The organism is Nonomuraea roseola (assembly GCF_039535395.1).
Lineage (GTDB): Bacteria > Actinomycetota > Actinomycetes > Streptosporangiales > Streptosporangiaceae > Nonomuraea > Nonomuraea roseola.
Genome location: NZ_BAAAXC010000015.1, coordinates 5271154 through 5288925, shown reverse-complemented (window position 1 = coordinate 5288925; position 17772 = coordinate 5271154). Strand labels below are relative to the sequence as shown.

17 protein-coding genes are annotated in these 17772 nt (G+C 71.0%); 4 read left to right on the top strand and 13 right to left on the bottom strand.

From position 1 onward, the window contains the following. Positions 1-78: 78 nt before the first annotated feature. The 3 genes from ABFX55_RS48440 to ABFX55_RS48430 are packed head-to-tail and all read right to left on the bottom strand — an operon-like array spanning position 79 to position 2548. Positions 79-408: an STAS domain-containing protein gene (locus ABFX55_RS48440; protein ID WP_346130883.1), complete on the bottom strand. Its 330-nt coding sequence runs from the start codon at positions 406-408 to the stop codon at positions 79-81. After that, the gene (locus ABFX55_RS48435) at positions 405-1748 is read right to left on the bottom strand and encodes a PP2C family protein-serine/threonine phosphatase (protein ID WP_346131484.1); all 1344 of its coding nucleotides are present in this window, start codon (positions 1746-1748) and stop codon (positions 405-407) included. Before ABFX55_RS48435 ends, ABFX55_RS48440 begins: the two co-directional genes overlap by 4 nt. Then, positions 1748-2548 carry an alpha/beta fold hydrolase gene (locus tag ABFX55_RS48430; protein ID WP_346130881.1) on the bottom strand — a complete coding sequence of 267 codons (801 nt, stop codon included), beginning with the start codon at positions 2546-2548 and terminating at the stop codon, positions 1748-1750. The genes ABFX55_RS48435 and ABFX55_RS48430 overlap by 1 nt, the downstream gene beginning before the upstream one ends. 114 nt (positions 2549-2662) lie before the next feature. Between ABFX55_RS48430 and ABFX55_RS48425 the strand changes: the two genes are divergently transcribed. After that, a complete protein-coding gene (locus ABFX55_RS48425; protein WP_346130879.1) occupies positions 2663-3217 on the top strand; it encodes a TetR/AcrR family transcriptional regulator in 555 nt (184 codons plus the stop codon). A 30-nt stretch (positions 3218-3247) separates the two neighbouring features. Here ABFX55_RS48425 and ABFX55_RS48420 read toward each other — a convergent pair whose 3' ends face one another. The 5 genes from ABFX55_RS48420 to ABFX55_RS48400 all read right to left on the bottom strand — a co-directional run bounded on the left by ABFX55_RS48420 (position 3248) and on the right by ABFX55_RS48400 (position 7843). After that, positions 3248-4819, bottom strand: coding sequence for an MFS transporter (locus ABFX55_RS48420; RefSeq protein ID WP_346130877.1), 1572 nt, complete (start codon positions 4817-4819; stop codon positions 3248-3250). 149 nt (positions 4820-4968) lie between these two features. Then, positions 4969-5889, bottom strand: coding sequence for an NAD-dependent epimerase/dehydratase family protein (locus ABFX55_RS48415; protein WP_346130875.1), 921 nt, complete (start codon positions 5887-5889; stop codon positions 4969-4971). Then, entirely contained in the window at positions 5886-6290 is a 405-nt protein-coding gene (locus tag ABFX55_RS48410) for a hypothetical protein (protein WP_346130873.1), read from the bottom strand. The genes ABFX55_RS48415 and ABFX55_RS48410 overlap by 4 nt, the downstream gene beginning before the upstream one ends. An 87-nt stretch (positions 6291-6377) precedes the next feature. Then, positions 6378-7079 (bottom strand): HAD family hydrolase, encoded by a 702-nt coding sequence (locus ABFX55_RS48405; RefSeq protein ID WP_346130871.1) that lies wholly within the window; start codon positions 7077-7079, stop codon positions 6378-6380. Between the two features lie 35 nt (positions 7080-7114). Next, positions 7115-7843, bottom strand: coding sequence for a helix-turn-helix domain-containing protein (locus tag ABFX55_RS48400; RefSeq protein WP_346130869.1), 729 nt, complete (start codon positions 7841-7843; stop codon positions 7115-7117). Positions 7844-8091: 248 nt separating this feature from the next. Here ABFX55_RS48400 and ABFX55_RS48395 point away from each other — a divergent pair, with 248 nt between their 5' ends. Beyond that, positions 8092-9171 carry a serine hydrolase domain-containing protein gene (locus ABFX55_RS48395; protein WP_346130867.1) on the top strand — a complete coding sequence of 360 codons (1080 nt, stop codon included), beginning with the start codon at positions 8092-8094 and terminating at the stop codon, positions 9169-9171. Positions 9172-9199: 28 nt separating this feature from the next. Here ABFX55_RS48395 and ABFX55_RS48390 read toward each other — a convergent pair whose 3' ends face one another. The 4 genes from ABFX55_RS48390 to ABFX55_RS48375 form a co-directional block, all read right to left on the bottom strand. Beyond that, the gene (locus ABFX55_RS48390) at positions 9200-9979 is read right to left on the bottom strand and encodes an acyl-CoA thioester hydrolase/BAAT C-terminal domain-containing protein (RefSeq protein WP_346130865.1); all 780 of its coding nucleotides are present in this window, start codon (positions 9977-9979) and stop codon (positions 9200-9202) included. 1033 nt (positions 9980-11012) lie between these two features. Then, complete coding sequence (locus tag ABFX55_RS48385; RefSeq protein ID WP_346130863.1) at positions 11013-14237, bottom strand: WD40 repeat domain-containing protein; 3225 nt, start codon at positions 14235-14237, stop codon at positions 11013-11015. Positions 14238-14295: 58 nt separating this feature from the next. After that, positions 14296-14607, bottom strand: a complete 312-nt coding sequence (locus ABFX55_RS48380) for a hypothetical protein (protein WP_346130861.1) — start codon at positions 14605-14607, stop codon at positions 14296-14298. A 38-nt stretch (positions 14608-14645) separates the two neighbouring features. Further along, a complete protein-coding gene (locus ABFX55_RS48375) occupies positions 14646-15194 on the bottom strand; it encodes a helix-turn-helix domain-containing protein (protein WP_346130859.1) in 549 nt (182 codons plus the stop codon). Positions 15195-15252: 58 nt separating this feature from the next. Between ABFX55_RS48375 and ABFX55_RS48370 the strand changes: the two genes are divergently transcribed. Continuing rightward, entirely contained in the window at positions 15253-16581 is a 1329-nt protein-coding gene (locus tag ABFX55_RS48370) for an erythromycin esterase family protein (RefSeq protein ID WP_346130857.1), read from the top strand. Between the two features lie 126 nt (positions 16582-16707). Here ABFX55_RS48370 and ABFX55_RS48365 read toward each other — a convergent pair whose 3' ends face one another. Then, positions 16708-17427, bottom strand: a complete 720-nt coding sequence (locus ABFX55_RS48365; protein ID WP_346130856.1) for a Crp/Fnr family transcriptional regulator — start codon at positions 17425-17427, stop codon at positions 16708-16710. A gap of 23 nt (positions 17428-17450) precedes the next feature. On the opposite strand from ABFX55_RS48365, the gene ABFX55_RS48360 reads away from it, so the two are divergent. Then, positions 17451-17717 carry a YciI family protein gene (locus tag ABFX55_RS48360; protein WP_346130854.1) on the top strand — a complete coding sequence of 89 codons (267 nt, stop codon included), beginning with the start codon at positions 17451-17453 and terminating at the stop codon, positions 17715-17717. The last annotated feature ends 55 nt before the right edge of the window (positions 17718-17772 follow it).

Genomic DNA, 17772 nt, shown 5'->3' with positions numbered 1-17772 from the left:
CAGCCCACGTTCGCCGCTCCCGTGGGCTCGGACGGTGCGCGCCGCCCGAGGCGACGGCGCTTCATGGGGCGACGTCGGTCAGGCGGTGCGGGCGGCGGGGTGGATGGTGAAGACCCGGTCGAGGCCGATGACGGCCAGGATGCGCAGCGTGTTGGCGGGAACGGCGGCCAGAGCGATGTCGGCGCCGGCGGCCAGGGCGTGCTGGCGGGCCGCGAGCAGTGCGGTGATACCGCTGGAGTCGCAGAACCTCAGGCCGGCCAGGTCGATGACCAGGCGCTGGCCTGGTCGCAGAGTGAGGCGCTCGACCTGTCTGCGCAGGGCGGCGGCGTGGGTGTAGTCGAGGTCGCCGGCGACTTCCACAACGGGTCCTGCGGCGGCGTCTCTGTCGGTGATGGTCAGCGAGCTCATCGTTCGTGTTTCGTTGCCGGGCGGACGTGCGGAGGGGCGGCGGGAACGCCGAGGGCGAGCAGGGCGGTGTCGTCGTCGAGACCGTCGCCGAAGCTGTCCAGCAACTCGCTCAGCGCTCTGATCGCTTCCTGGGGAGTGCAGGGAGCGTGAGCGGTGGCGAAGGCGTGCAGGGCTTCCTCGCCGTACAGGCTGTTGTGGGTGGGCCCGGTGCGCGCCTCGGTCAGGCCGTCGGTGTAGAGCAGGAGGGTGTCACCGGGCTCGAGGACGGTCTCGGCGGTGGTGGCGGGCGCGGTGGGCAGGATACCGACGAGCAGGCCGCCGGGGGTGGGCAGGAACTCGGCGTGGCCGCCGGCCCGCAGGATCAGGGCCGAGGGATGCCCGCCTGAGGCGAGGCGGACAGTGGCGTGGCCAGTGCGGGTGCCGGTGTCGACGATGCCGAAGATGGCGGTGCAGTAGCGGACGTCGCCGCTGGCGGCGTACCGCTCGTGCAGGACGGAGTTCAGCGTGGCCAGGGCGGCAGCCGGCTCAGGGTCGTGGAGGGCGGCGGCGCGCAGGGTGTAGCGGACCAGGGAGGTCAGGGCCGCGGCCTCGGGTCCCTTGCCGCACACGTCGCCGAGGAAGAATCCCCAGCGGGTGCCGTCGATGGGGAACAGGTCGTAGAAGTCCCCGCCCAGCCGGTCGGGGGAGGCCGTGTGATAGTAGACGGCCGTTTCCAACCCCGGCGCGGCCGGCAGCGACGCCGGCAGCAGCGACTGCTGCAGCACGGCCAGGGCGTCGGCCAGCCGGGCGCGGTCGGTCTCGGCCTGCCGTCGCGCTTCTTCCGCCTCCGCGCGTGCCTGCTCGGCTTCCGCCCTGGCCAGTTCCGCCTCCCGCTTACGGTGCAGGAGTTCCTCTTCGTAGGTGCGGCGATCGGAGGCGTCGAAGACAGTGGTGCGGATCAGCAGCGGCTCGCCTTCACTGCTGTGCTTGACGGTGGAGGAGACCAGCACCGGAAGCCGGCCGCCGTCGGCGGTCTTCAACTCCAGGGCGATGCCGCTGAGCTCGCCCTTCATCCGCAGCAGGGGCGCGAAGTGGGTCTCGTGGTACAGCTTGCCGCCGACAGTGAGCAGGTCGGTGAAACGTCTACGCCCCACCACCGCCTCGCGCTCCAAGCCGAGCCAGCCCAGCAGCGTGGCATTGATCTTGGCGATGGTGCCGTCCATCAGCGTGGACAGATACCCGCACGGCGCCGACTCGTACAGTTCCTCGGCACTGTCCTCCAGCAGCGCGATGAACACCGCGTCCGTGTCGGCCTCGTCCTCGGTCTCTGACGACTCGGGGTCCTGCTCTGTCCGGCACATCACAGGGACTCCAGGAAGTCCAGGACGGCCCGCGCGGTGGCCTCCGGCGCGCTCAGCTGCGGGCAGTGACCCGTGGCGTCCAAGGTGACCAGGCGGGAGGAGGGGATCGCGGCGTGCACGAACGCGCCGACCTCGCGCGGGGCGATGACGTCCTGGACGCATTCCAGCACCAGCGTCGGCACGTGCACGCTCTTCAGGTCCTGACGGCTGTCGGACAGGAACGTCGTGCGGGCGAAGACCCGCGCGATGTCGGGATCGGTCGCGCAGAAACTGTTGGTCAGCTCCTCCCCCAACTCGGGGCGCTCGGGGTTGCCCATGATGACCGGGGCCATCGTGGATGACCAGCCCAGGTAGTTCGCCTCCAGCGCTGCCAGCAGTTCGTCGATGTCCTGCGCGGTGAACCCGCCGAGGTAGCCGTCGTCGTCGATGTAGCACGGCGAGGGGGTCACCATCACCAGCGCCCCGATCCGCTCCGGGGCCGCCTGCGCGGCCAGCACACCGATCATGGCGCTGACCGAGTGCCCCACGAACACGGCCCGCTCAAGATTCAGCTCGTCGCAGACATCCACCACGTCCTGGGCGTAGCCGTCCAGCGACGCGTAGCGGTCCTCGCTCCACGCCGACAGCTCAGAACCGCCGGAGCCGACGTAGTCGAAGAGCACCACCCGGTAGCGCTCGGTCAGGGCGGGGACGATCAGGCGCCACATGTTCTGGTCACAGCCGAATCCGTGTGCCAGCACGACCACCGGCCCGTCCGAGCGGCCGGTCACCGTTACGTTGTTCCTGCGGCAGATGTCCATGACAACCTAGTTTTCCATCTTCGCCTTGCCCACCCGGACGGCGGGCCGTCATGGTGCACGTCGGCGCCTAGGCGGGGCGAAGCAGGGGCGGGCCGCGCTGGTAGGGTTCCGGGCGTGGGGGTTCCTGAGGACTTGCTGGTCGCCGCCAAGCAGTGCCTGGCCGAGCGGGGATATGCCCACACCACAGTGCGGGACATCATCGCGGTCTCAGGGAGCAACCTGGCCGCGATCAACTATCACTTCCGCTCCAAGGACGCGCTGCTCAACCGGGCGATGATCGAGGCGACCGACGAGGCCGTCCAGGAGGTCTTCAAGGCGCTCCCCGAGAGTTCGCACGGTGAACAGAGCGAGCGTCTCGAGGCGTTCTGGGCCGCGCTGATCGACTCCTTCCGCGAGAAGCGAGCGCTGTGGCTGGCCAATGTCGACACCCTGGCGCAGGCGCCGCACTCCCCCGAAGTGCGGGAGCAACTGGCGGACGGCCAGGCGAGGGCGCGGGCCGAGCTGGGCCGACTGCTCCAGCAGGAGGGCGACGAGGCGTCCGGGGTGTTGCTCACCCTGCTCATCGGCATGCTGGTGCAGTGGGCTGTCGACCCGGACCACGCCCCGACCGCCCACGATCTCTCCCAGGGCATGCGGGTCATCGCGACGGCCGCGACGACCGGCGACTGACATCGGGGCCGCCGGTCGCCGCCGGGGCGATCACCCCATCGGTCTGCTGTCGCGGGCGTGCTGTCCGCTCCGCCGTACGGCACGCAGCAGGATCGGCGCCAGGACCGCCATGAGGCACAGACAGGCGGCGGCCGTGATCATGGCGTAGTGCTGGCCCTGGGTGAAGGCCTCGCGCGCCGCGGCGGCCAGTGCCCGCCCCGTCGGCTCGGACGTGTGCCGCGCCACCTGCAGGGCGGCGCCGAGGGTTTCGCGGGCGGCCGCCGCGGCCTGCGACGACACACCCTCGGGAGAGTGTCCCGTGAGGTGGCCGCGGTAGACGGCCGTGCCGATGCTGCCCAGGATCGCGATGCCGAGCGCGCCGCCGAACTCCGTGGCGACCTGCGACAGCCCCGCCACCGAGCCGGCTCGCTCGGGCGGCGCCGTGGCGATGATGAGGTCCGAGGAGACGGTCAGCACGAGCGTGATCCCACCGGCCATCAGCATGATCCCGGCTACCAGTGGCGTGGTCCGGCCGCTCGTGTCGAGCAGCGCCAGGAGCGCGAAGCCGCCGGCTCCGATGAGCAGTCCGAGGCAGACCACGAGGCCGGGAGGGATCCTCCGCACCAGAACGGGAGCGAGCGCCGCGCTGAGCATCGCCGTCCCCGCCGAGGGCAGAGCGTACAGGCCCGCCTCGAACGGCCCTGCGCCCATGACCATCTGCAGGTACTGCGTGGTGAACAGGCTCGAGCCGACCATCGCGAAGACGCCGAGGGTGTTGGCGCCGATCGCCGCGGTGAAGGCGCCACTGCGGAAGAGCGACACGTCCAGCATCGGATCGGGCACGGTGCGCTGGCGTTGGATGAAGGCCGCCCCCGAGGCCAGGCCGGCCGCGATGGCCAGGACCGGCGGCCAGCCGAGGCCCTCCTGGGCGATGTGCTGCACGCCGTAGATCGTCGGCAGGATCGCGGCCAGTGACAGCGCCACGCCGAGCAGGTCGAAACGTCCGGGCCGCGGGTCACGCGACTCCGGCAGCAGCAGCGGGGCCGTGATCAACAGGATCGCCATCACCGGCAGGTTGACCAGGAACACCGAACCCCACCAGAAGTGCTCCAGCAGGGCTCCGCCCATCAGCGGGCCCAGCATGGCGCCACCGGCGAAGGCGCCGGTCCAGACCGCGATGGCGGCGCGGCGCTGGCCGTCATCGTGGAACATGTTCCTGATCAGCGACAGCGTCGAAGGCATCAGCGTCGCCCCGCCGACACCGAGCAGGGCGCGGGTGGCGATGAGCATACCCGAGTCGGAGGAGAAGGCGGCGATCACGGAGGCGGCGCCGAACGCCGCCGCGCCGATCATGAGCAGCCGTCGCCTGCCGATCCTGTCGCCCAGCGTCCCCATCGGCAGGAGCAGCCCGGCCAGCATGAACGGGTAGATGTCGATGATCCACAGGAGCTGGGAGCCGCTCGGGGACAGGCTGGCGCTGATGAACGGCAGCGCGTACGACAGCACGTGCAGGTCCACGGAGATGAGCAGCACCGGCAGGACCAGCACGGCCAGCCCGATCCACTGCTTGCGTCCCGCCTTCACGGGCATGCCGGAAAGGGGGCGGGAGGTTGCTTGTGTCATGACGGCGACCATACATATGTTTGGCACGCTTGTACAAAACAAATGTTTGGCTCAAGCGTTCAGGCCCGGGTAAGGTCAGCGTGTCAGCCGCTGGGCGCGCTCGGCAGTGCCGAGCGCGCTCCCCGCCGTGGAGGGATGAACACATGCGGCTACGTCGAGAACGTGAGCCCTTCGCGGTAGGAGGGGTAGGCGGGCGCCCAGCCCAGCTCGCGCTTCGCCCGCTCGGAGCTCAGCCGGATGCGCGTCCCCACCATCAGCGCGTACATGTACGGCATCGGGCGCAGCAGGGCGCTGGGCAACCGCAGCGGAGCGGGCGCGCCGGCCGCCGCCGCGAGGGCCCTGACGTAGTCGTCGAAGCGGACGGGATGGTCGTCGGCGACGTTGTACGGCCGGCCGGCCACGCCGCGTTCGAGGGCGGCCACCGTGGCGGAGGCGGCGTCCTCGATGTGGATGAGCGAGACGGTTCCCGCAGGGTCCGGAACGGGAAGCATCCGCTTCCTGGTCATGTCCATGAGCTTCCTGGTCGACGCCTCGGGACCGTAGAACATCCCGTAGCGCAGGGAGATCCCCTCGATGCCCGGCGCGCCGAACACCTGCTCCTCGTTGGCGCGCATCGAGCGCATGTGGGGGTCGAAGGCGCCCTGGCCGGGCTCGGCGAAGGGGCGCTCCTCGGTGACGGGGGCCTCGCCGTGGTCGCGGTAGCCGTACCCCAGGAAGAACGACTGGGTGACGAACCTGTGCGCGCCCACCAGCTTCGCCGCCTCGAGGAGGTGGGCGGTGCCGCGGTCGCGCAGGGCGTCGGTGGCGTAGAGGGCGCGGTGGAACAGCGGCAGGCCGGTGATCGCGGTGGCCTCGTGGACGACCGCGTCCGCCTGCCGGCCGTCGAGCGCGGCCAGCAGCGCCTCGCGGTCCATCATGTCCGCCACCACCGGCACGGCCCCCGCCTCGGCGAGCCGCCGGGCGCCGCCGCCTGACCTCGTGATGCCCAGCACCGAATGACCGGCGGCGAGCAGGTGGCGGACCAGGACCGAACCCAGCGTGCCGGTGGCCCCCGCGAGCAGGACGTTCACGCGCTCGCCCCTTCCTTGGCGTTCCTGCGGTTGTGAAGCGTGCGCAGCCTGACGGCGAGCCCCGCCGCGGCCACCACCGAGACCGCCAGCAACGCCCACGGGTCGCCGGCGTTGCCGCCACCGAGCTCGAGGTCGACCGCGTGGTTGAACGCGTGGAAGGTGTTGGCGAACACGAAGCCCGCCAGCACCACCACCACGACGTCGCGCCACCACAGCGCGCACAGCAGCATCAGACCGATGGCGATCTGGAACACACCCGCGTCGTGCAGGAAGTGCACATGGTTCGGCCAGTTGGCCCACTCGGCGAAGCTCGCGGGGTCCACCCGCGCCCACACCCCGGTGACCAGCATGGACATCGCGGCCAGCACCGTGACGACCTTGACGAAACGACCTGCTGTCATGATCCGTCCTTTCTTCCGCCTTCGCGCTTCAGACGGATCGAGGAAGGACGGCTGTGACATGCGGGGTTGTGATCTGACGCACACCTGTCACAGGGTGCTGGACCGCACCTCGGGCGGCGAGGGAGCACGGACGCCTTCGAGACGTGCCACGGCTTGGACCACGTCAGGGAACGCGTCGATGAACGCGTCGACGTGGTGAGCGGCGAAGTCGTCGCGCCACCTGACACCGCTTTGCAGGCACGCGACGAAGCGCAGGCCCGCGCCGTTGGCGGCCTGCGCGTCTCCGGGCGAATCGCCGACGTACACGCACTGGCCCGGTCGCAGTCCGGTGGCCGCGAGGAGCTCGTCGAAGGCGCGGGCGTCGGGCTTCCCGAAGCGCATGTTGCCCGCGTGGTAGGCGGCGGTGAGCCGGCCCGCGAGCACGTGGTCAGGAGCGAGCAGGTGCTCGACCTCCGCTTCGGTACGCGATGTCAGCAGCATGAGGCTGCGACCCGCGACTGCGAGCTCGTCGAGCGCGGCGAGGTTCTCCGGCGCGATGACATCCAGGCGTCCGTCCCCGACGTACTCCCTGAGCACGACGTGATAGGCAGCCGTGAAACTGTCCAGGTCCACCCCGGGCGACCGCTCGTGCATCGCCTCGAGCAGGGGCTGTCCCCATGTGGACAGGTGCACGGCACGCGACATCGGCGCGCGACCGATGCGGGCCAGCACCTCGTTCTCCAGCTCGAAGCAGACCGCCTCGGTGAGGCAGAGCGTGTCGTCCACGTCGATCACCACAGCGCCGATCACACCGCACAAGCTATCGGACGCCTACCCGCGCGCCGTCACCCGTTCTCGGTCGTCTCCGGCCTGGAGTAGACCGCGCGCCAGTGCTCGGCGGAGCGGACCAGGTCGTCGCCGACGCGGGCCAGGAACTGGCTCATGTTCTCCAGCCGGACGCCCGCGGGCGTGGTCGCACCGAGGGACTGCGCGCTGTCCCTGGCGGTGGCGGCCAGCAGGGCGTTGGTGCGGGCGCTGGCCAGCATGGCCTGGAACCAGACGTCGTCGTCGATGACGTACCGCTCGGCCCTTCGGCGGGGGTCGCGTTCGCGTCTGATCAGCTCCTGGTCTTCGAGGTAGCCGACGGCTTTGGAGATCGAGGCCGGGCTGACCAGCAGGCGTTGCACGAGCTCGGCGGAGGTGAGGCTGCCGGTGTCGGTGCTGTACAGGCAGGCCAGCACCTTGGCCATCATCTGGGGAAGCCCTGTCTGGACCAGCAGGTCGGTGAGCCGTGTGGCCACCTCGCGCACCGTCTCGGGGTCACGCCCCCACGACTCGGCGCCCTCCCGTGCCGCCGCGGGTGAGGTGGTCCTGCGCCGGTGCATGCGCCGTTCGACGGCCCGGTGAGCCTGATCTGCCTGGTAGGTGCCGGGGCCGCCGTTGCGCATCACCTCGCGGGTGACGGTCGAGGTCGGCCGATCCAGGCGCCTGGCGATCTCGGCGTAGGTGAGCCCGTCGGCCAGTCCTGCGGCGATCTGCCTGCGGTCCTGGTGGGTGAGCCTGTCTCCGGGCATCGTCGTCCGCTCTTCGTCGCGATGGGCCTGCCTGAGCAAGAGACAGTGTGCGCCCACCCGCACCCATATGCAACTCGGCGACGCCGGGTTGCATTAAGCGGCAACCATCATGCAACGATTCCATAGCTATGACCTGTATAAACGCCGTTGCTTCACATAACTATGATTGACGATTCCTTGCATGCAACGTAACTTTTGCGGTGTCGCGAAGATCAGCGACCTTCCCCCGCACTTTTGAGGAGATTCCGATGGACACGACCCAGCTTCAGCGCCTGCTCGACCGCGCCGTGACGCAGGAGGGCTACCCCGGCATGCTCGCCGAGGTCCGCGACGGCAATCAGCACTGGTTCGGTACGGCGGGCACGGCCGACGCCACGACCGGTCGCCAGGCCACGGCGCAGGACCAGTTCCGCGTCGGCAGCATCACCAAGACCTTCACCGCCACCCTGGTGCTGCAACTGGCGGCCGAGCACAGACTGAGCCTGGACGACACGGTGGAGCAGTGGCTGCCCGGCCTGGTGCAGGGCAACGGCCACGACGGCTCGAAGATCGCCATCCGGCAGCTTCTCAACCACACCAGCGGCGTCTTCGGCTACACCCTGGACGCGACCATGCTGGAGCGGTACTGGGGCCCCGAGTTGCTGGCACACCGCTTCGACACGCTGACCCCCGAAGAGCTGGTGAAGATCGCCGTGTCCAACCCCGCCGACTTCCAGCCCGGCGAGGGCTGGGGCTACTCCAACACCAACTTCGTCCTCGCCGCCATGATCGTCGAGAAGGCGGCAGGCATGCCCTACGCCGAGGCCCTCGAGCGCCGCATCGCCCGCCCGCTCAGGCTGACCGGCACCTACGCCCCCGGCCACGAGGCCGGCTTCCGCGGCCCGCACACTCGCACCTACTCCAGGCTGATGCTTCCCGACACCGACGCTCCCGTCCACGACATGACCGAGCTGAACCCGTCGTACGCCTTCGGGGTCGGCGAGATCATCTCCACCGCCTCGGACCTCAACGCCTTCCTCGGCGCGCTCCTGAAGGGCTGGCTCCTGCCCGCCGTCCAGCAGGAGGAAATGTTCACGATGACCCCCGTCCCCGACGGCACATGGCTGGACGGCTACAGCTACGGCCTGGGCATCTCCTCGGTCACACTGCCCAGCGGCACCACCGTCTACGGCCACGGCGGCATGATCACCGGCACCTGGTCCTACCTGTACGGGACCCGCGACGGCGAGCAGGTGACCGCCCAGAGCGTCAACGGCGACTGGGGCAACCCCACCGCGGGAGTCTTCACCGACGTCCTCGAGGCGGCCTTCTCCCCTGCCACCGCCTAGGACCGCGAGGACGCGGTCGTGCACTCGGCTAAGTCAGCATGTCCACGATGGAGGGCCAGGCCGTCGCCCCCAGGGCGGCATCGGCCTCGGGCGATCCGCCGTACAGATAGGACGGCGAGGGCGGAGGCGCAGCCTCGCCGGGAAAGAGCGGGCGGTGCCCCGCCGACGGGTGGCTGACGATGCGGACCTCGCGGCGTTCGGCCAGCGCGTCGGCGAAGACGAGCGACGGCCACATGAGGTCGTCGCCGCCCGCCACCAGGAGGACCTCCGCCCGAGTGCGTTCCAGCGGAATGGCCGCCTCGGGAGGCGCTGCGGCCAGGCCGCGTTCGTAGAACGCGCGGAACGAGGTGGGCGGCCCTTCCGTCGGCCACTGCGCGGGGTAGGGGGCGAAGGGGACGGGTCGCCCGCGCCATGTCCACGATGAGCGGTACGGCACGGTGACGCCGTCCGGCCCCGGCCCGACGTTGGCCCAGACGACCGATGAGGGCGAAAGGGCGACCACCGCCTGGACCCGCGGCTCGACGCACGCCAGCATCAGCGCCGCCTCCGCGCCCTTGGACAGGCCGAGAACGGCCAGCCGGGACACTCCCGTCGCGGCCAGCAGGTCGAGCGCGGACACGAAGGTCTCCAGCGGCACCTCGCAGATGCCGGGCGCCTGACCCGGTCCGCCGAACCAGCGGATGGACATCGCGGTCATCCCGTGCGCGGCCAGCAGCGCGCAGCGGCCCGCGTCGACGCGTCCGCTGGATCCGCCCAGGACGAGCACTCCGACCTCGGCGTTCTCGGAGGTGGCCAGGCAGCTTTCCATATGAGGATTATCGACGTTTCGCCGGACAGGTCAGCCGCCCAGCCGCGGCTACCGCACCACGAAGACCTCCTGCCCCGGAGCTCTCGGTCGCGCGTTCCGCTGGCGGCTTCACCCCAAAATCTGCCAAAGGCATAGATAACGTTGCGTATCCTTCGTTTTCGGTGCGAACCGGTCGAAAGCTGGACAAAAGCGGCGTCCATCCGTCAAGCTCCAGCCATACCCCTCAACTGATGGAGATGTGTGTGTTCAAGGCAACTCGCAGGCGATCAGCGGTGCTCGCCGCCCTCATGGCCGCCGGCCTCGTGCTGGCGCCCGTCGCCACCGCCGCCGCCACAGCCGCCGCCCCCGGCGTGGGCGCAGTCAGCCGGCCGCCGCCCCGGCGCGGGCCGCCCGCCATCATCGGTGGAAGGGCCCGTGACGGAGCCCTACTCGTTCGATGGTCTCCTTCCAGCTGCGGAGGGAGCCACGGCCTGATCACTCTGCGGCGGCTCCTCATCGCCTCGGACTGGTTCGTCACCGAGCCGCCCACTGCAAGGGGCCTTCAGAAGGCCCCGGCAGGACTCTGGTGGCGGGTCGGCTCCCTGAGAGAAGGCAAAGGGCGGAGAGGTCGCCAGCGTCAAGCGGGTCGTCACCCATCCCGGCTGGCGACAACGCGGGGCGCCGGCGATCACAGATCGACATCCTAGCTGGTCCAGCTGGACCGGAAGGTCCTCCCTCCAGCCCATCCGCATCGCGCGACGACCGCGGGGAAGGTCAGCCAGCCGACGCCGCGTCATCGTCTGGGCCCTGGTCTTGCGAGGACGGGTGAGGACCCCCCTCCTGCGAGCCTCGGCAGCTGCAGGAGCTCGACAAACCGTGCGCGTGCCCGACGGCTAATTGCTCCGACCTGGTCGCCGCCGAGGTGCCGAGTGTGGCACCGGCGACAGCCGCGGGCGGGCTGCGCAGGCCCTGCACGGTGACATCCGGGAGGCCCGCAGATCCGCAGTGGCCGACAGGTGGGACTGCCTCGGCGACCTTCGCGGACGGCGGACGACTACGAGTAGACCGGAGGAACGGCGGCGCGGGCTGCTCCACCAACCCCGAGCGGCGGTCCCGGCGTCGGATCTGACCGACGTGACCCACTACCGCAGCTGGATCGACGTGCATCGTGGGAGCGGAGCTGCGCACGCTTTCCTGAGCCCACTGGAACACCGCGCCCAGTCGGTTCCAACGACCGCTGGGCGCACGCGGTCGTCGGCGAAGGTCCGCCACACCCTGCGACCATGAGCATGGGCCCGCTAGCTACTGGTAGGCAGGCGCAGGCGAACCGCGTGGAGCCTCGGCCCACCCCGTACACGTAGAGCGGGTTCCGCGGGGTCCACGCGCACTCGTCCAGCCCGGACTCCAGGTGGATCGCCGCGATGCACTCGCCCGCCTGCACATCCCACACCCGCACCGCGTCGTCGAGGCACACCGTGGCCAGCCACGACCCGAACGGGCCCACCGCCAGGTGGGTGGCCGCCGCTGCCGCCTCAAGCTCGGCCAGGAGCCTGCCCTCGCGGTCCCACCGCAGGATCGCGCCCTGCCCGGTGGTGGCGGCGACCCAGTCGCCGCGCGGGGAGAGCGCCAGTCCCGTGATCTCGTCGCCCGCGCCCAACGCCGGGCCCAGCCGCCGCCCCCGCGCGTCGAAGAGCAGCACGTGGTCGGAGCGGGCGGCGGCCAGCCAGCTGCCGTCGGGCGCCATGGCCAGGTACTCCGCCCCCGCGACGGGCACCTCGGTCCGTAGCCGGCCGTCGGCCTCCCAGAATCCGAGTTCGTTCTCCGTCGCCACGGCGGCCCAGGAGCCGTCGGGCGCGATGGCCAGCGCGGTGCCCGGCTCGCTGAGCCGTACCTGATGGCGGATCGCGCCGTCGCGATCCAGCAGCCACAGCAGGCCGTCCTCGTCGTCGACGGCGGCGAGCGCGGAGCCGTCGGCGCTGATTGCCACCGCGTCGAACCGTTCCTCGTCGTGGACGGCACGCAGCGCGCGGCCCTCCGCGTCGCGGAAGGTCAGCCCGCGATAGCCCGTGGTGACCAGCACGCTGCCGTCGCCCGCGACGGCGAGCGAGCGGACCGACTCGCGGCGCAGGTGCTCGTCGGGCACGGGCAGGCCGCCGCCGGCGTCCCAGAGGCGGACGGTGGCGTCGTCGCTGACGCTGGCAAGCCAGGTGCCGTCCGGGCTGAAGGCGACGTCACTCGGGGGCGTGCTGTGCCCGGTGAGGCGCGAGTCGGTGAGCGGTTCGAGGGTCCGCAGGAGGACGTCGCTGCCCGACCCCTCCCCCGCGACCATGGACCCGTCGGGCGCCGCGGTCAGGGCGCCGAAGATGAGCCCGTCCGTCTCGATCGCGCCAAGCGGCACGCCGTCCGGGCTCCACATCCGCATCCAGCCGTCCCAGTGTTCTGTGATCAGCAGGTCGCGGGCCGGGTGCGCGGCGACGTACTGGGCACCCTCCTCACCATCGGCCAGCTCGGCGCGCAGGCTGCCCTCGCGCGTCCACACCAGCACGCTCTCGCGTTCCTCGTCCACATACGCGACCCAGGAGCTGTCCGCACCGATGACCGGCTTGGAGTCCGACATGATCGTCATGTCCACCCGCCACAGCGGGGTGCCGTCCGCCGACCAGGCCCACAGGTCGTCGGCGCACGAGACGAGCCAGCTGCCGTCCGGTGCGATCACCACGCGCCGCACGGCGCCCTCGTGCCCGTGCAGGACGGCCCGCTCCGTCCCGTCGTCGTCCCAGAGCCGCACGGTCTCGTCGTCGCCCGCGGTGGCCAGCCACGTGCCGTCCGGCGCGATCGCCACGTCGTTGACGTCGTCGTCGTGACCGGAGAGCGTGGCTTCGACGCTGCCGTCAAGGTTCCAGATCCTGACCCTGCCGTTGCCGCCCGCCGTCGCCAGCCAGGACCCGTCGGGACTGATCGCCACTCCGCTCAGCGGCTCGGCGCGGCCCATGACCCGGCGCAGCGCCGGATGGGGAAGGTCGGGCGGGGCCCAGAGGCACTCCAGCCAGGCGGCGCCGAGCCGGCTGAGCAGCATCTTCATCTCGTCAGCCGTCTCGGGGATCCCGTACAGGCGGCAGGCGAGCGTGGCCGCCACCGTCGGCAGCGGGGGCGCCACCAGCTCCGGCCGCTCCAGCACGGTCATGCTCTGGGCGAGAGTACGGCGCAGCCGCTCGGCCAGCGGTGTCCCTGCCCGCATGAGGTCCTGCTCCACGGCCGCGATGCCGAAACGGTTCAGCTTGCGGGCGAGCCACGCCCCGTCGCAGACGATGTCGGACACCTCGTCACCTGCCTGTGCCGCGTGGTCGGGCAGATAGGAGAGGAAATACCTGGCGTCCTCCGGGGAGAACGCCGTGTGGGGGGCCTCGACGACGGCCTCCATCAGGGCGCGGTGGACCTCGCCGGATCCTGCGGCCGCCAGCTCCGCTCGCAGGTGGCCGCGGATCACGTCGGGGATCATCACCACCTCGCGGTCCGGCGCGCGGGAGAGCACGCCGAGCGCGCTCAGCCCGGTCAGCGTGAGCTCGCAGTCGAGCGGTTCCAGCTCGGCGGTGCGCTTCCACAGCAGCCGCACGAGCCCTGCGGGGATGTTGGCCTCGTCGGCGAAGACGCCGAGCTCTGTCAGGCGGGCCACGCTGCCCGGCAGTCTCAGCCCGGCCAGCCCGGCGCCCAGCACCTCGCGCACGGCCGCGGCACGCGAGCGTGGATCATTCAGGTCGGGCTCCCGCGCGGGACGGACGCCGAGTTCGCCCGACAGTCGCTCCAGCAGCGGCCAGCGCGGTACGGGCAGAGCGATGACCGGGATGTCGTCGGGCAGCACGCGGGCGGATCTGGCGGTGACCAGCACGCTGACGCGGTCGGCGATGACCAGGGCCGCGAGGGGCAGGTAGGGATCGCGCAGCCCGTCCAACACCAGCAGTCCGTCTCCCGGCGGGCCCGGCCACTCGCCGCCGTCCATGAGCCGGCCGGTCGAGAAGGCATCGAGCCAGTCCATGTCAGGGTCGCTCTCGCCGTTCACCTCGAAAGCTCGATCGACCATCTGGTCCGTCAGCATCTCCGCCCGGTCGGCGCCCACGCTCAACCAGGCGATGCCGTTGGGGAAGCGCTTCACGACCCGGGGATCGGCGCAGGCCGTGGCCGCGGCCGTGGTGACGCCCGCGCCCTCCAGCCCGTCGATCTCGGGCACGAGGGCGATGATCCGGCTTTCGCCCTCCGTCAACGCCTTGATCAGTTCTTCCATGCGTCGAGGGTCGCAGCTGGATGTCGCGACTGTCACGGGGCCTCTGACGTGATGCGGATCAGAACCGCGGTTCGTAGTCCTCCGGCAGGCGGAGGGCCCGATGGACCATCTGGTGCATGTTGGCCCTGAAGCGGTGCAGCGCCCGCGGGTCGGAGAATCCGTTGCGTCCGCTGTCGGGCACCCCGCCCTGCCCGAAGCCGTGCACGCACCACATCAGCGCGTGCAGCACGTACTCCAGATCGACATCAGAGCCGATGTATCCCGCGGCCACCCCTGGCTTCAGCGTCTCGAGGATCGCCGTGTAGAGCGGCCGGGCGTAACGAGACTCGAGCTCCTCGACGTCAATGGCGTCGGACAGCCACCGATGCATCCACAGTGCGTGGATCCCGTGCGGGCAGCAGGGCCCCTTCACCCGCTCGGACGCGGCGGCGGCTCCTCGGTCGGGAACAGGATCGTGCTCAGCAGATGGGGGCTGCGGTCCGGCGCGGGCTTGTTGTGCATCTTTGACACGATGGCGCCGGTGATGTCGCCGATCAGCTCGGCGAGTTCGTCCTGGTTGAGCCAGAGCGGGAACTGCCGGTAGGACACCGAGTCAGCGGTCGGGTCCGCGCGCTCCCTGTCGAGGTAGGCGTCGAACTCGGCCAGCAGCGCGGCCATGGCGGCGGTGAACCCGTGGCGGTGGTCGTCCAGGGACATCGACGCGGCCGCGTCACGGTCGATCACCGCCCGCTCCCTGCGCAGCCGGTAGCGCCGTTCGACGGCGCCGTGCACCCGCTGCTCGCTCTCCACCTCCAGCACTCCCGCCTCGGCCAGCAGGCCGACGTGCCGGTACACGGTGGTCTTGGGGACGTCGGGCAGGCGCGCGCACAGGTCGGACGTGGTGCGGGTGCGCTCTCCCGACATGGCGTGCACGATGCGCAGCCGCACCGGGTGCAGGAGCAGGCCAAGCATGTCCATCGTCACATGGTCCCACATCTGGTACCGTTCCCAAAAATGGGAAAGCAAGGAGCCGGCTGTGACCGCGAAACCTTTGACGACATCCGCCAGGCTGAGTGACGAGGCGGTGATACCGCTGTCCACGCTCGACCCGGCCGCACCGCTGGACGATCTCGAATGGCTGGACCTGGCGATCGGCGACGCGCGGGTGGTGGCGATCGGAGAGAGCGCGCACTACAACCGCGAGTTCTACGACCTCCGCCACCGCCTGCTGCGCTATCTGGTCGAACGGCACGGCTTCAGCGCCTACGCGACCGAGTCGGGGTTCGTCGAAGGACGGCTGCCCGACACCTGGGTCAGGGGCGGCGAGGAGCAGCTCGGCCATGTCATGGCGAACGGCATGACGTCGCTGATGGGGCTGTGGAAGCAGATGCGCGCCCACCTGGAGTGGATGCGGCGGCACAATCGCACCACCGCGCACCCCGTCGGCTTCTACGGGATCGACATGCCGGGCTCGATGGTGTCCCTGCTGCCCGGCCTGGACGCGGTGATCGCCTACCTCGCGCAGGCCGATCCCGGGTTCCAGGCCGATCCGCACATCCGGGAGACGGCCGCCGCCTTCGCGGCGACGTCGGCGTTCTCCGCACCCGCGGCCTTCTCCGCCTACGGGCAGCTGGCGCCCGCGACGAGGGACGCGCTGACGGCGGGCCTGGCCGATCTCAGGGCCCGCATGACGGCCAGGCGTCTCGACTACCTCAGGGGGACGGCAGCCGACGCCTACGAGCGCGCGCTCCGTTCGCTGAGCATCACGATCACCCTCGACGCGATGCTGCGGGAACTGGCTCGCGGCGACCAGCACGGGATGATGCTCGACCGCGAGGCCACGATCGCGGACACGGTCGAGTGGATCCTGGGCAGGGAGGGCCGGATCGTCCTCGCCGCCCACAACGGCCACGTCCAACGCTGGCCCAGCGCCGTTCCCGGCGTGTCCCCTTCGACGTCGATGGGCATGCACCTGGCCGATCGGCTGGGCGAGGACTATCTGGTCATCGGCACGACCTCGGCGAGCGGCCAGACGCTCAACACCTCGCCCGACTTCTATGCCGGCACGCTCTTCACGGAGCTGGAGGGGGCACCCCAGCCCGGCAGCCTCGACGCGCTCATGGCCGCCTGCCACGACGGGCTCTTCGCGACCGACCTGCGGCGCCTGTCGCCGGCCGACGCCGCAGCCGTACGGGCCGTCTCCCGGCAGCGTCACGGCACGTACTACAGCGGCGTGAGCCCCATGGACGCCTACGACATCGTCGTCCACCTCCCCCGCGTCACTCCGGCCGAACCCGACGAGGCCGCCCTCGCCCACGCACCTCATGAGGTGCAGGCGGCGTTCTCCCGGTGGAAGCCGGAGTGACGCCCGCGCCGTCCGACGCCAGGTCCGTGCTCGACGGGCGGCCCTACAGGGGGACCATCCGCGCCGCGACTCTCGACAACGTGCGCGTGCCGCAGGGAGCGAGGACCGATGACCGCCGACCGGGGTTCACCGCTGTGCCTCGCGGCGCGAGGGGGCGTGGGCGCGCAAGGCGAGGAGCTCGGGCGCGAGGACCGCGACGGTGCGGCGGGTGACCTCGACCAATCCGTCGCGGCGCAGGGTGGAGAGTGCGCGGTTGACCGTCACCCGGGTCGTCCCCAGCAGGTCGGCGAGCTCCTGCTGGGTTCCCGGCAGCTCGACCCGCGCGTGAGGGGACGCCGCGGCCCGCGCCAGCAGCCAGGTGGCCAGCCTGGCCTCCACGGGGAGCATGGCGGCGTCGGCGAACCGCTCCTGTTGCCGCCTGGCATGCTCGGCGAGGAGGCGCAGGACGTGCCGGCGTACCGAGGGCACGTCGTCGACCAGCTCCTCGAACCGGGCGCGGGGAAGGCTGCGCACGCTGCAGGCGGTGATCGCCGTGAGCGTGGCCGTGTGGCCGCGGCCGTCGATCACGGCGACCTTGTCCAGCGCACACGGCCCTGCCCACTCGCCGAAGCGGACGACCCTGCCCGCGGACGTGCCCGCGGTGGCGCAGACCCTGCCGCGCAACAGCACGAGCAGGTGCTCGGCCGGATCGGCGATGCCGCGCAGCACCTCTCCCGGGTGATGGCGGCGCGGCAGCGAGTCGCGCCACAGCGCACGAAGACGGTCTTCAGGCAGCGTCGCCAGCAGCGGGACGGCGGCCAGCGCCCGCCATGGCGCCGGTGTATCGGCTGATACTGAACTCGCCATCGTCCGACCATACTCTCGGCCGCATGGTGATCCTTGAGCTGGCTTTCACTGCCACCCCCGAACGGCTTGCCGCGCGTCCCGCGCACCGGTCGTTCCTCGCTCGGCTCCACGAGGAGGGGCGCCTGCTCGCGGCGGGGCCGTGGGCGGACGACTCGGGCGCGCTCCTGGTCTTCACCGGCGAGCGCGCGGAGGTCGCGCGCGTGCTCGAGGCCGATCCGTACTACCGCACGCCCGGTGTGGAGGTGACCCGCGTCAGGGAGTGGGCGCCGGTGGTCGGCCCAGCCCGCTGACGGGTCCGCCCGGCCGCGTCGAGGCGCCGCTGATGCCTCCGCGCCGGCCGCTCGC